The sequence below is a fragment of the uncultured Shewanella sp. genome, assembly GCF_947491715.1.
GTDB lineage: Bacteria > Pseudomonadota > Gammaproteobacteria > Enterobacterales > Shewanellaceae > Shewanella.
Genome location: NZ_CANLKR010000045.1, coordinates 1 through 13,032 on the forward strand (window position 1 = coordinate 1; position 13,032 = coordinate 13,032).

The following is a 13,032-nucleotide window of genomic DNA, read 5'->3' on the forward strand; positions in this document are numbered from 1 at the left end:
AACACCTAACGAACCACATCAGCAAGTAGCGAAATGGTGTCTTCAAAAGGACTGTGCTCATCGACATCTTGCTGTAAAAAGGCTCTGACATCATTGATTTTTCTTACTGCTTCATCAGTATCAGCATCATTACCCTCTTGGTATTCTCCCACTCGAAGTAACAATTGCACTTCTTCGTACAAAGACAAATATTGCCGCATTTTAGCCGCTTGTATCCGTTGAGATTTTGGCACAATTTGATCCATCACACGACTCACACTGGCATTAATATCAATAGCAGGATAATGCCCCGCCCCAGCCAGCTTGCGAGATAACACAACATGGCCATCTAAAATAGAACGCACTTCGTCTGCCACAGGCTCATTAATGTTATCTCCCTCTACCAAGACAGTATAAATACCTGTGATGTTACCTTTTTTTGCAGGGCCTGCTCTTTCTAATAAACGCGATAAATTTACAAACACACTGGGTGGAAAACCACTGGCAACCGCAGGCTCACCCGCAGCAAGACCGATTTCACGTCCAGCACGTGCAAACCGCGTTAGTGAATCTACCATCAACAAGACATTTTTACCTTGATCTCTAAAATACTCCGCTATAGTGGTCGCCGTCAGTGACGCTTTCATACGCTCTAATGGCGGTCTATCGGACGTAGCTACCACCATCACAGTGCGCTTGCGAGTTTCTGTCGGTAAGTTATACTCCATAAACTCACGCACTTCCCGTCCCCGCTCACCCACTAACGCCAATACCACCACATCCGCTTCACAATGAGAAGCTATCATGCCTAGCAAAGTACTTTTCCCGCCACCAGCAGCGGCAAATATACCTAAACGTTGACCTTTGCCGCAAGTCAGCGCGCTGTCTAATGCTCGAATCCCCATAGGTAGCACTTCTGAAATCAATTGCCGGCTAAGGGGATCCGGTGCTTCACTGTGATTTTCTCGAAATTCAGAGCTGGGTGTCCCTTGCCCATCAATAGGCTTACCCAGCCCATCTAAAATACGGCCTAAAAGCCAACTGCCCACCCCCACCCGATGACCATGACCTAATAACTCAATATCTTCCCCTGTGCGCAGTTTTTCGGTACTGTCAAAAGGCGATAGCATGGCCTCATCTCCCATTAAGGCGACCACCTCAGCACTTAAACGATTGCCTATCACACATAACTCTCCTTGATGAGCCCCAGGTAAAGAAGCACGAATAAGTGTCGGACCAATTTCTTTCACTTTGCCAAAATAACGTACGGCAGGTACCACGGGCACATCATCAAATAAGTCATTGTTAAGTGCATTAACCAGCATCTCTTTCTCAGGCAATTGCATCAAATTCATCCCCCACAAAATCCACATGGGCAATTACTTTAATTTCAGCATCATCACCTAACTCTTGAAAAGATAAGACATGATAAGTAAACAAGTCTCTCTCGACGATTTTTCGTAAATAACGACGCACATCTAAAGACGTTAATAAAACAGATTGCACATTGTCATTCAGCTTAGCTTTAATGGTATTTAAAATATGCTGCGTTTGATTACCATCAAGGGCCGAATAACTTCCCGCAGTCGATTGCCTGATCCCTTCTCGGATCATATTTTCAATCCCCTCGCCAATCATCACCACGGAAATCCAGCCTTGAGGCCCCGTAAAGCGTCGACGAATGTGTCGGCGTAGTGAAATACGCACATATTCAGTTAACATCACAATGTCTTTCTCTTTGGGTACCCAAGTTACTAAGGTTTCAAAAATAGTGCGTAAGTCTCGAATCGAAATGCCTTCTTCTACTAAGCGCTGTAAACATTCAGCGATTTTGCTCACCGATAACAGGCGTTGCAACTCTTTCACTAACTCACCATAACGCTCTTCCATTGCATCCATCAAATAGCGTGTTTCTTGTACACCGATTAATTCATTCGCATAGCGTTCAACCACTTTCCCCACTAAAAAGCTTGGGATCTGTGCACCTTGACATAGCCTCATTTGCCCAGCCTGAGCTTGCTCGATACTGTTCCCTTGCAGCCAATGTAATGTTTCACCACTGAAAGACAATATTTCTTGCCTCGCAGGTAATTGAGGTACCGTCTCATTAAGTAGCACTTCTTCAGGATTTAAAGCCAATTGCAATACAGGCTCTTGGTAAAGTAACACTTGGCACTCATCGGCTTGTCCTCCCTTAATTCGCTGAAATTGAATATCAGGCAAAGGTAAACCCAGTCGCTCAAACAGCTGCCAACGTAATCGCTGTAAAGCCTCTTTAACACCTTGACTATCAACATTTTCGCCCAAAGTAAGCATCAAAGGCACGGCACTTGGGGTCATGTTATCCATGCTCACTTCCCCATCGGCATTGACTTCAGCTCCACTGCTCATAGCGTCACCTGAATCACTGGTTTGCTTTTGTTTTTTATGAGCATACCAACCACCAAAACCAATAAAACCACTAATGGTGCCAAACACTAAAAAAGGAAAACCAGGCACTAAGGCAAAAACAAACATCACACCACTGGCCAGCATTAACGATGCTGGCTGCTTACCCATTTGATTAACAAGATCGGACGCGAGGTTTTGTCTTTGCTCGCCCGGTACCCTTGTGACAATTAATCCCGCCGTGATAGAAATCAGTAACGCCGGAATTTGTGCAATAAGTCCATCACCCACTGATAATACTGCGTATAGGTTAAGTGCAGCCCCCGCAGACATATCTTGCTGCATGACGCCAATCGCAATACCACCGATAATGTTTGTTAAAATAACAATCACGCCCGCAATGGCATCGCCCTTAACAAATTTCATCGCGCCATCCATAGCGCCGTAAAGCTGACTTTCTTTTTGCACCAATCCACGTTGCCGTTTCGCCTCCTTGGCATCAATGACCCCTGCGCGCATATCGCCATCAATACTCATCTGTTTACCCGGCATGCCATCAAGGGAAAAACGTGCACCCACCTCTGCAACCCGCTCAGAACCTTTGGTGATCACAATAAACTGGACAATGGTAATAATGGCAAAAATAATGATCCCCACAGCCAGATTGCCGCCCACCACAAAGTTACCAAAAGCATAAACAATATGGCCTGCGTCAGCCTGTAATAGGATCAGTCGACTCGTACTGATGGTTAATGCGAGCCGAAATAATGTTGTGATTAATAAAAGGGAAGGGAAAACCGAAAATTCAAGGGGATCTTTGATATAAATAGCAATCATCAACAGCATAATTGATAAGGCTAAATTAAAGGCAATCAAGACATCAACCAGCAAAGTGGGCAATGGCAAGATCATCATAAAGACAGCAATCATTAACATGGCGCCTAATATGATATCCTGACGCCCCGCCGCCAGTTGTAACCAACGCGTCAAGGCTTTCATAGCAAGCCACCTTTAAGCACATTAGATAAAAATTTACGTTGTGCTTTACAGATCCGATACCAGTTCATCCCTTCACTATCACTGGGCATTAAGCAGCTAATCATTAAGCTATTTTTGATAATATAAAGACGTTGGGGTAAGCCTAAAAACACTTCGGGATGACAGCGAGAAAGTAAAGGTACAATATCGGTAGTTTTATGCTCGAGTAGCCAAGAAGTCATTAACAAACGGCCTTCTTCAAGCTCTAGCAAAATGCCAAAAGGTGGAAAGTGGCACTCGATTTTCTCACCTAACTCTGCAGGCTTCTCACCCATTAATTGAAAAAACTGCTCTAAATTGCGCTTTATTTTCAAATCCATGACTTTCTCCCCAATATTGACAGAGAGATCATGTAGGAAACGTAAAAAATGAACTATCAGGTAAAGACCTGACTCAATAAAATTAAATCAGCATGAATAAAAAGGCGCAAAAGGCGCAATAGAAGAAAGTGACCTTCCTTAGTCACTTTTTCTGTATCAATATCCCTTTAATCTAAAATGGATAAAAATTTATACTTCTAGGCGAATAGTCGTAACTATGCAACCTGATATTTTTCAAGCATATTGTCCATGCCATGAATACTTTTCAAAATTTCTGCAGTGTCTGTGTTAGGATCCATACCGTTTAACACGCCTTGCTTATAAGCTTGATTAACTAAGCTTTCATCTGCAAGTTTCTTCTTCTTTTGCTCTTGGGCAATACGCTCGTCAATTTTCGCTTGTAACAAAGCTTGAAATTTCTCAACTTGATTAGATTCAGTCTCTTTAGCTAAAAGAGCCACATTCTCTTCTTTGAATTGCACAATATTAAATCCTAATATTATCTGCTCATTCTCACTCAAATGGAGGTTCTTTGTCGCTTCATTAATTCGCTGAAGTGTCATTTCTTCTTTAACTTTCCTCGCTGTAGCCTTTAAGTCAAATCCATAACCACCAAGAAAATCGACCGTTGCAGCATACTTCATCAAAATACCACTAACAAAGGGTCCACTCATCGCGGCCGCTAATCCTGCAATACCTGCAATCGCAAGCGGCAACCCGCCTGTTCCCAGAGTCAATAACACCGAGCTAGCCGCCACAGCTCCCGAAATCCCACCAGTGACAATCGACGTGCCAACAGCTAATACTTTGGCTTGCATTGTTGAAAAAGACCACCAGTTTTTAGCATCGGTGACCAGCCTTTCAACCATGCCTTTAGTGCCAACCTCTTGAATATCCTTAATACGTGTTCCTACTTGTACCATGATTTCACGGGAAGCCACATATGCTTTCATCGCATCCATACGTTGTGTCATCGTGCCTTGAGTTTTAACTGCCGTCATAATACCGCTGATCATAACTTCCCTTTCACGGTTACTCGACACTTTTCTGGCTAATTCTACTTCCGCTTTAGTTTGTAAAATGCCTGCTAAACCACCTAAAGCCATTTTACTCATGCCTGTAGCCGCAATACCTGTTGCACTAGTGATCCCGCCAATGACACTTGAGAAGATATTTCCTCCCACAAGGCCTTGAGCTGCATTTGCCACATAAGGTGCTGCACTGGCAAGATAAAGTATTGCAATCATCTCAGGCGTCATTGATAATTGTTCTACAGACGGTAAAATCTTTCTTTCACCCACCAGTAAGTCTTTCACCTGATTTTCAATAGAGGCTTTAGACCAAACATTATTCGCCATATCTTCTAGTTGCTTGCCAAAGCTCCCTCCACCTGACGCAATAATCGAATAAGCATGGGATAAACTGCCCCCTAACGCCACCGCTTCACTCGGATGTTTTTGTGCCCAATGATATAAATCTTGTAGGCTTTGAGTAATAGCAGGAGTGGGTGCTGGATCGCCCGGTAAAGATGCTTTACCGCTTGACGTCATTGTGGCACCCAATTTGTATAAAGCTTGATTAATACTGGTCATGCCATTTTTAGCCAATTGACGCTCAAGCACTAACTGCTCAAAACTTGGTCGATAATCTTGCCCCCAATCACCCAGAACATTTTGAGTCGTCCAGCTTTTCCAGGCGTCGAGACTTAACATACCACCGCCATCTGGAAAGCCGCCATTTTGCATAACCTGAATATAGCTCTCTTTAAGCTTTAGCAAGTTTGCTGCATAAACAGCGTCCATCGCTTTCACTTGCACTTTCAAGCTTTCAATGGCATAAGTCTTCTTCACTAAATCTTTAAGTTCTGCTTCCCCTAACTTAGGAGATAATTGATTAAAAGCTTGAAGCGTACGATTGATACGTTGCGCTTTCTTTATTTCATATTGATCATATTCTCTTTTTAACTCGTCATAGTTTTCTACGCCAAGCTTTGGCTCTGCGACAGGAGGGTTTTTCTTTTCAAATGCAGCATAATCTTGAGCACTTTTCTCAACCACTGCTTTAAGGCTGTTTTCTATCCCATCAGGATAAGTGTGCTTATGCTGTTCAAATAATTCCGCACGCTCTTTTTCAAGTGCCACTAAACTGGGCGAAATGACTAATAAGGCTTCATTATTAGCCCTCAAAAGCGGCAGCTGCTTAAGGTACATCTGCAGATTAATTTTTGCCTTAGCACTTTTGATTTCTTGACCGAGTTCTTTTAATTGCGCCTCTAGCGGGACTAAACGATCGAGATTCTGGCTACCAACGGCTCTGACATCTGTCGTTAATTTAATTTCTGTCACCACTGATGCAAACAATTGTGTTTGTGCAAGTTCACTGGTCACTTCTTGTAATTGCTTTTCAAATAATGCCGTCAGTTGTGGTTTGTTTTCTGTTCGTAATGCCAAGAGTAAAGCATTAAGTGCCTTTTTCTGAGCAGATAAAGCTTCCACTTTATCTTGGATCATCATATGGTATTGATCAGGCGCTTTCTTTAAAAGGCCATACAAACCTTCCCGATGAGCAAGTATATTGTCAAACATTTCGCCATAGGTTTGCTCAAAATTATCGGGTGATGTGCGTGCAAAGTTATCAAGCAAGTCATTCGCTCTAGATAACTCATCGGCAGGATTTGCATGTTCCCAATTTATTTCTAAGTGCTCTTTAAATTTAACAAGTTCATCTTGAAGCTTATCATTTTCAGTAATATCATCGACACGAAAATCAGCCAGTCCATCTCCTTCCTGTAAAAAATCGACTGTCCTTTCACGTAAGTGATCATCTTCTACACCATCTTCGACTTTTTGAATTTGAGACAAAGTTGCCTTGAGTACATCACGGCTATCTATCACACGATCCTCTTGACCTTGAAGCAATAGATCACGTTCAAGGTTTTGTTGCTTCACTTTCTCCTTCGTTGCAATCAGCACTTCTTCAATAAACCCAGTCACTTTCTCTTTCGCAGCCTGATCAATTAATGCCATAGGAAGTTTTGCCAAACTGCCAACTAGCTCTTCGGATTGATCAACTAATTCCGCTTTTAAAAAGTGCGATAGCATTTTACCTAATACGGCTAAGTCAGGTTGGTAATCCTGTGAAGCCATAACAGTCACTAAACGATCTTTAACATCTTGTTTCCGGCCAATATTAGCCATAGAATCAAAAATGTCACAATAAAACACCAATGCCTCCAAAGAAGTCACCGAAGCTTTTAAATCATCAGGCAGCTTTTTTTCAAATGCACTGAGTTGCTCTCTGAAGTCACTTATCACATCATGTTCAAGATCGTTTTGGTATTCTTTAACGGCTGAATCTAAATCTTGAAGCACTTCTTTTTGTGTTTGACATTCTTCGAGTAAAGCTGTGATTGAATCTGGTACCTTACCTGAAGAAAAATGTTTCGTTATTTCGTCAGTTACCGCCTCTCTTGCCGCTTCAAGTTCTTCCACTGCTTTTTTCAACGCATTGGCATTAACTTGATGTTCAGTATCAAGTACATTTCTCTCACCACTATTAAACCTAGCCAGCAGAGACTCTGTTAACTTGCTTAACGCTATTTGTTTTTGATTATATTGCTCGACTTTTTTCTGCACATCGAGAACACTTTGTGGTTCATGACCAACATTAACTCCAGGTATTATATTTAAACCGTACGAACCATAATGTAGTAGCGAGTTAACCGTCGTCGGTTTAGTCAAAGCTGTTGGTAAGTCAGTCTCGACTAAATCTTCTATCGCAGCTTGAAAATGCTCATTTGCTTCTCTCAGCGCGATGGCCGCTTTATTTTTAATGGGATCAAGTTCCACCCATGTTTTCATGAAACTTGCGGTATCTCTTACAGACTTTACCACACCTTCCATCACATTCGACGTTACTGCGACTTGTCGCGCTTTCAGTGATTTGGGTTGTTTTGAGTCCACTTCACTTTCATTAGAAGCACTAAACGACGTTAAGGCTTTTAAATAAGCCTTAACGTCGTCAGGCTTAAATCCTTTAATCACAGAACCATTACTGGCAAATTGACGAATATCTTGTACTAAACTCACTGAGCGGCCTTTAAAGGATCCACCGTTGATACAACTTGAATTATGGCTTTCTTCGATTGAGTGCACATTGCTACGACTAACCTGACTAATACCGTTACCACACATATCTTTTTCCTACGCTAATTTAAATTGAACACTGTTTTGCTTCATATCATTATGAAGGCTCTGATTATTCACTTGCTCATGTAATTGTTCGTATTGGTCTACCACCTCCTCTAAAAAAGTCACTAATGAATCAAAAGAAGCTGGCATAGACAAAGAAGCAATATAAACAAGCGCACGTGAGTCAGCGTCATAGCAAATGGATCCTAATTGCTTATGCGATAATTCAATATTCATCGCTAAATAGAATTGGTAGAACTCAATAGGTGTATCAACAGTCAATTCGGCTAACATGCAATGAAACTGCCATTGCTCTTCTTTATGATTAATCGCAACCATAAGCTTTTCATCAAACATTAATAAACATGGTTTATTTTCTTCAAACGTTAATGGCAGTCCTAGGTAATGACCTAACTTATCGATTAATAAATTATTCTCACTCATAATAACATCCTCAAATATTTTTAAATTGGAAAATAAAAAATATTAATGAGCAAGCTATAGACTACTTAATATTTCTTATTTGTACTTAATAATGAATAATACCAGTAGATGTGACGTAAACACTTAGCAGATAGTATGTAAGACCTATGTCTAGACGAGTAATTTAATATAAATTTAATTTTTTAAAAAAGTGATAGATTTAAAAAATTGAGTTAAACCGATATATAAGACCAAAAATACAGACAAAAGAGAGACAAAAAACATATTTATTGTTATAAAAACAAAATACTATCACTTTTCAAATCAATTCCACCATATAAACAAAGTCTTATTTGGAGCCTAAAAAATATATTTCACAAATAGATACAAATAAAAACTAATTAAAACAACAAACAAACATAAAAGCATACGAAAATTTACATTAAAATCTAATACATTAATCAAAAAAACACCCACCAACAAAACAAAAAAATAACAATTAAGAAGCAATTTAAGCAATAAAGAAACAATATTGAATTTTAAAGATATTTAATGTCATATCAATAAAAATCGTATCTCATTGAGTGAAAATGAGGAATTCCTAATATTAAATAAAAATTCGATTTTTATAGAATAATAAATGACAGGAATGATAAAAATCATATCCTATTAATTATTTATCCAAACAGTACAATTAATAGGATATTAAAAATATGCTATTCTAAATCCCCCCAGTCATCGAGTAGCGTCATCATTGACTCTTCTATTAACTCTTTTTGATCATCATCTCTAAAACAAGCCATGGGCATCATCACCACTAATTCTCGCCAACGACGCAAAAAGCCTAATCGCTTTGCTGGTAAAAGAGGGAGTTCCCGTATTTGTTCTTCTATCCATTCAGGATAAACCCAAGATTGTTCAATCAACAACAAAGAGACTTTCATGACTGCGTCCCCATTAATCCGTGTCGCTCTGCCTAACATATTGCAATGATCTTCAAGACTCATAAAAACGGCTAAGCGTCTCAAATCATCCACAGCAGCAACCACTTTTACCATATTTCTATGACTACTTCTTTCATTTAGTGGCTCAGACAGCGCACGTAACAATACTTTAATACGTTTGCGGCGATCGGGGCATTGCTGCAATAAATCAAACCATTTAGCCAATCCCCCCTCACCTCTAGAGGCATGCTGGTACAATTGGCGCATACCCGCAAGCCCCGCTTCATCAAGCCCTAAGCCCTCAATAGCCGCTATGATAGCAAGTTCAGCGCCTTCAGCCGACAACATTTCTTCCAATGCTTTACGCAATTTTTGTATTTGTGCACTGCCTAACCGCCCCGATACTTGCAGTGCCATCAGCAATAACATAATGTCGCCACTGGACATACCTGATGTTCTAAGTTGACTGATAATTTTGTCAGCATCACCAATTTTAGCAAATTTATCCACCAACTTATTCACCGAAGTCGATTGCTTATCACTCAGCTGCTGCAATAACTTTTCTAAACCATCGAGAAGTGGGCTTTTACTTTCTTTTCCACCTAATAGTTTCTTAACTTCCGCCCCTAATTTTAAACTCATTCCTTCCATGGTTTCTTCAATGGCTTCAGAACGCGTTTGCGCCAACTCCGCTGCAGCCATCGCACTGGAACTTGATGCAGGCATAAACTGTACGCTACGATTAGCCGTACTTTCTTGAGTGGGTTGAAGATCTGCTTGAGTAGCAACATCAACTCTTATCATAGTGGACACCTTTTATGTTCGAAAACGTGCTAGTTAAGCCTGATCTTGCATTAAAAATGCAGGATCATGACTCTCTTCTTCTATCCTTTCTTCATATTCATCAAGTGCCTGTTCAGCCTGTACCTCTACCGTCTGTTCATCTCGAGTCTCTGTATTTTCAGGCTGAAAAGCCGCTAACAGTAAATTTAAATGCTCTTTTAAATTCAGACGAATAGATAAACAACTTGAACTCAATTGTGCTTCCCATGGCTGCATTTCATCATCTATCTCTACTGTCATTTGTTCTGAAAATGCTTCTTCGATGATCGAATATTCACTGGAAGAAACCGTCAAAGTTAATGTCGATTTATCCACTTCTTTAGCCACTAAAGTCGATAAACGATGAATTAATAAATCTGAAGGAGGCTGCTCAGCGCCCCATTGAGAGATAACAGCACTCATTTGCTGACGAATACGGCCCTTTAATTTAGCCACAATCTCTGACTCGAATTCATCTTGCTGGCAATGCCAATGCAAAGCTTCATTGATTGCATCTTGCTGAGCTTCCAGCTTCCATTGCTCCGTTAACTGCATGGCTTCACTTTTCGCTTCTTCGATAATATGCGATGCCATTAACTGAGCTTCTTCAATTTTAAATTTGGCTCTTACTATTAGTTTTGCGACTCTATCTTTTGCACTTTGCTCAAAATTACTTGCCACAATCACACGATTGATATCCGATTGAGTCACTACACTTTGTTCATCATAAATGAGATCACACGTTTTAATTTTTACTGCAAATTCATTCATATAAATCGCTCCAATCGGAATAACCAACGTTTTGCATCATGAGGAGAACTCGCTGTTTCCTCCATCCCATCTTCACTGACAAAGGGCAAAGTCGGCTTTAATGCTTGCCACACCTGAGATGCTTCCCATTGCACATTAAAGTGCTTAATCGCTACGTGTTGAGCTGTTTCAATGAGATCCTCTGCACTGCAATCCCCAACCTCTCCACCTTCTGGCCATAAAGACAGCATTTGCTGAATTTGCTCATAAGTAAAAACATTCAATAGCGCCTCTCGATACTGCCTCATGGTGATGTAGTCAGGACTGTTCAATAAAACCAATCCTACCCCAGTCAGCAATACCAGTAACCGCTCCCCCATATTCAATAATATTTTATCTTGTTCGGTTAAATTCAATTTCATTGAACGATCAAAAGGCGGCAATACAGACACAGCCAACTTATTCACTCTCTGATTGAGTAATCGACTGCGATGAGAAATAGTTTGCCACTTTTCAAGCCCTAATGCTTGCCACCACGAAGGATGCATAGTGGCACAAGGTTGCCACATGAATTCATTTAACCGTTTGTCCTCAGGCGCCATAATTAAGACTCCATTTAAGTACGACTCACTTGCCATATTCGACCAAATACGATTAATAACAAGAGTCCTAAAATACCTAAAATGTAAAACTTATATTCAAACAGCCACTCCTGTGATGATGTATCCGACTTTTCTTCAATGATTGCTTTAGGTTTATATTGGTAATCGGCTGCTTGCATTAATAAACTAATATTGGCATATTCCAATTGAGGGACAGAGTTTTTAATCAAACTTTTTATTTGACTTTCAATATTATTTAAATTGGCTTCAGGAGAGTATTTAATATAGGCCGACGCCGATTTAATAATAGGTTCCATATTGTTATTTTCAGTGACGGTATCTGCAATTGACACTTTAGCATTAATGACTCCCTTCATACTCGACAATGTACGCTCTAACTGTTGCTCTTTAAAGTAGTTCATTTTCGCTTTCTCCTGAGCAGGAGAGGTCACTAGTTGCCCCGAAGGAAACAACTCTTCAATGCTGGTATAATGGGCTTTAGGAAAGCCATTTTGCCTCAGTAACTCTACAGCATTGATGAACTCTTCTTTATCAATGAGCAGCGTGATTGTCCCTGTTTTTTGATCAAGCTCAGCCTCACCATCCATGCCATTTAACATTAACAATGCTAGCATTTGATTAGCTTCATCTTGAGGCAAACCTCGGTATAAATCCATTTTACAGCCGGAAATAAACAATAAGACGAATAAAAGAGAGAGCTTAATGTATTTCATCCCATGGTCACCAATTTATTAATCCCTTGAGAAACAGAGCCTGCAACTTTTGCCACCAAATCAACCTCAATCATGGCCTTTGCAATAAGCTTTTGCCCTTCATGTAAAGCCTCTGGCGTAATCATTTCTAGTGTTTTACTCACTACATCAAAATCTTCTTTTGGGGCTTGGATCTCGGTAGCCTTCATCGCCCCTTCTAAATCATTATTCCCCACATTCATCAACTGTGAAAACTGATCTTGCAGTTTGACATCAACCGCCTGCTCTGCTGGCTCATAGAGTTGCTTTGTGGCTAATTGTGTTGCTCTAGATACCGCTTCTATATCCATCATGGCCTCCTTCTAACAACTGAGTAAATGTATGCGTATCTTGATGATTAAACCCACTTTGGGAATATAAAAAAGCTAAGGCTTTAGCTCGGTCGCTATGGCAAGATTTTAATGATGCTAATGCATCAGCTACATCATTTAATGCAAAATAAATCAAACTTGCGCAAATTCCACGGTCTTCTTCATCATCAATCAATTCAGGAAAAAGCGCTAACAATGAATAAGCTTCTTTTCGCAAACCATGATTGGATGCCGCGATTGCCGCTTCAACGAGTAGCCTTTTATCCTCACTATTCATATTTTGGCAATAATCCCTTGGATCATATCTTTAATGGTTTTAATGATGGCACTTTCATATCCCACTAAATTGGAATATTGCTGCATTGAAAACTGCATTTGCAACATAGCATCGGGATCGTTAGCATCTGATGTGGCCATAACCGATTCAAGATCCGCGGCGGCACTGGCTGACTGTTGAGATAATTGACTAACTATGGCACTTAGATCCATGTA

The 13,032-nt window shown here is 40.4% G+C and carries 12 protein-coding genes; all 12 read right to left on the reverse strand.

Translation table 11 applies throughout. The features are described 5' to 3' along the window. Positions 1–5 precede the first annotated feature (5 nt). Positions 6–1,334 (reverse strand): EscN/YscN/HrcN family type III secretion system ATPase, encoded by a 1,329-nt coding sequence (locus Q0779_RS20710; RefSeq protein WP_298775595.1) that lies wholly within the window; start codon positions 1,332–1,334, stop codon positions 6–8. After that, positions 1,312–3,366 carry an EscV/YscV/HrcV family type III secretion system export apparatus protein gene (locus Q0779_RS20715; RefSeq protein ID WP_298775598.1) on the reverse strand — a complete coding sequence of 685 codons (2,055 nt, stop codon included), beginning with the start codon at positions 3,364–3,366 and terminating at the stop codon, positions 1,312–1,314. Before Q0779_RS20715 ends, Q0779_RS20710 begins: the two co-directional genes overlap by 23 nt. Beyond that, positions 3,363–3,725, reverse strand: coding sequence for a type III secretion apparatus (locus tag Q0779_RS20720; RefSeq protein ID WP_298775599.1), 363 nt, complete (start codon positions 3,723–3,725; stop codon positions 3,363–3,365). The genes Q0779_RS20715 and Q0779_RS20720 overlap by 4 nt, the downstream gene beginning before the upstream one ends. Positions 3,726–3,940: 215 nt before the next feature. Further along, entirely contained in the window at positions 3,941–7,918 is a 3,978-nt protein-coding gene (locus Q0779_RS20725; protein WP_298775601.1) for a hypothetical protein, read from the reverse strand. 9 nt (positions 7,919–7,927) lie between these two features. Continuing rightward, positions 7,928–8,359, reverse strand: a complete 432-nt coding sequence (gene sicP / locus Q0779_RS20730; protein ID WP_298775603.1) for a chaperone SicP — start codon at positions 8,357–8,359, stop codon at positions 7,928–7,930. Between the two features lie 695 nt (positions 8,360–9,054). Then, the gene (locus tag Q0779_RS20735) at positions 9,055–10,086 is read right to left on the reverse strand and encodes an HrpJ domain-containing protein (RefSeq protein WP_298775604.1); all 1,032 of its coding nucleotides are present in this window, start codon (positions 10,084–10,086) and stop codon (positions 9,055–9,057) included. A 33-nt stretch (positions 10,087–10,119) separates the two neighbouring features. Further along, positions 10,120–10,875 carry a hypothetical protein gene (locus Q0779_RS20740; RefSeq protein ID WP_298775606.1) on the reverse strand — a complete coding sequence of 252 codons (756 nt, stop codon included), beginning with the start codon at positions 10,873–10,875 and terminating at the stop codon, positions 10,120–10,122. Next, a complete protein-coding gene (locus Q0779_RS20745; RefSeq protein WP_298775607.1) occupies positions 10,872–11,456 on the reverse strand; it encodes a type III secretion system domain-containing protein in 585 nt (194 codons plus the stop codon). The genes Q0779_RS20740 and Q0779_RS20745 overlap by 4 nt, the downstream gene beginning before the upstream one ends. Positions 11,457–11,470: 14 nt before the next feature. Beyond that, complete coding sequence (sctJ, locus tag Q0779_RS20750; protein WP_298775609.1) at positions 11,471–12,190, reverse strand: type III secretion system inner membrane ring lipoprotein SctJ; 720 nt, start codon at positions 12,188–12,190, stop codon at positions 11,471–11,473. Next, complete coding sequence (sctI, locus tag Q0779_RS20755) at positions 12,187–12,522, reverse strand: type III secretion system inner rod subunit SctI (protein WP_298775610.1); 336 nt, start codon at positions 12,520–12,522, stop codon at positions 12,187–12,189. Before sctI ends, sctJ begins: the two co-directional genes overlap by 4 nt. Beyond that, positions 12,497–12,817: an EscG/YscG/SsaH family type III secretion system needle protein co-chaperone gene (locus tag Q0779_RS20760; RefSeq protein ID WP_298775612.1), complete on the reverse strand. Its 321-nt coding sequence runs from the start codon at positions 12,815–12,817 to the stop codon at positions 12,497–12,499. The genes sctI and Q0779_RS20760 overlap by 26 nt, the downstream gene beginning before the upstream one ends. After that, positions 12,814–13,029, reverse strand: a complete 216-nt coding sequence (gene sctF, locus Q0779_RS20765; protein WP_298775614.1) for a type III secretion system needle filament subunit SctF — start codon at positions 13,027–13,029, stop codon at positions 12,814–12,816. The genes Q0779_RS20760 and sctF overlap by 4 nt, the downstream gene beginning before the upstream one ends. Between the last annotated feature and the right edge of the window lie 3 nt (positions 13,030–13,032).

Bases quoted from the DNA above. Each gene is read 5' to 3' on its own strand.
- Q0779_RS20710 (WP_298775595.1), bottom strand. From the start codon at position 1,334: ATGAATTTGATGCAATTGCCTGAGAAAGAGATGCTGGTTAATGCACTT.
- Q0779_RS20715 (WP_298775598.1), bottom strand. From the start codon at position 3,366: ATGAAAGCCTTGACGCGTTGGTTACAACTGGCGGCGGGGCGTCAGGAT.
- Q0779_RS20720 (WP_298775599.1), bottom strand. From the start codon at position 3,725: ATGGATTTGAAAATAAAGCGCAATTTAGAGCAGTTTTTTCAATTAATG.
- Q0779_RS20725 (WP_298775601.1), bottom strand. From the start codon at position 7,918: ATGTGTGGTAACGGTATTAGTCAGGTTAGTCGTAGCAATGTGCACTCA.
- sicP (WP_298775603.1), bottom strand. From the start codon at position 8,359: ATGAGTGAGAATAATTTATTAATCGATAAGTTAGGTCATTACCTAGGA.
- Q0779_RS20735 (WP_298775604.1), bottom strand. From the start codon at position 10,086: ATGATAAGAGTTGATGTTGCTACTCAAGCAGATCTTCAACCCACTCAA.
- Q0779_RS20740 (WP_298775606.1), bottom strand. From the start codon at position 10,875: ATGAATGAATTTGCAGTAAAAATTAAAACGTGTGATCTCATTTATGAT.
- Q0779_RS20745 (WP_298775607.1), bottom strand. From the start codon at position 11,456: ATGGCGCCTGAGGACAAACGGTTAAATGAATTCATGTGGCAACCTTGT.
- sctJ (WP_298775609.1), bottom strand. From the start codon at position 12,190: ATGAAATACATTAAGCTCTCTCTTTTATTCGTCTTATTGTTTATTTCC.
- sctI (WP_298775610.1), bottom strand. From the start codon at position 12,522: ATGATGGATATAGAAGCGGTATCTAGAGCAACACAATTAGCCACAAAG.
- Q0779_RS20760 (WP_298775612.1), bottom strand. From the start codon at position 12,817: ATGAATAGTGAGGATAAAAGGCTACTCGTTGAAGCGGCAATCGCGGCA.
- sctF (WP_298775614.1), bottom strand. From the start codon at position 13,029: ATGGATCTAAGTGCCATAGTTAGTCAATTATCTCAACAGTCAGCCAGT.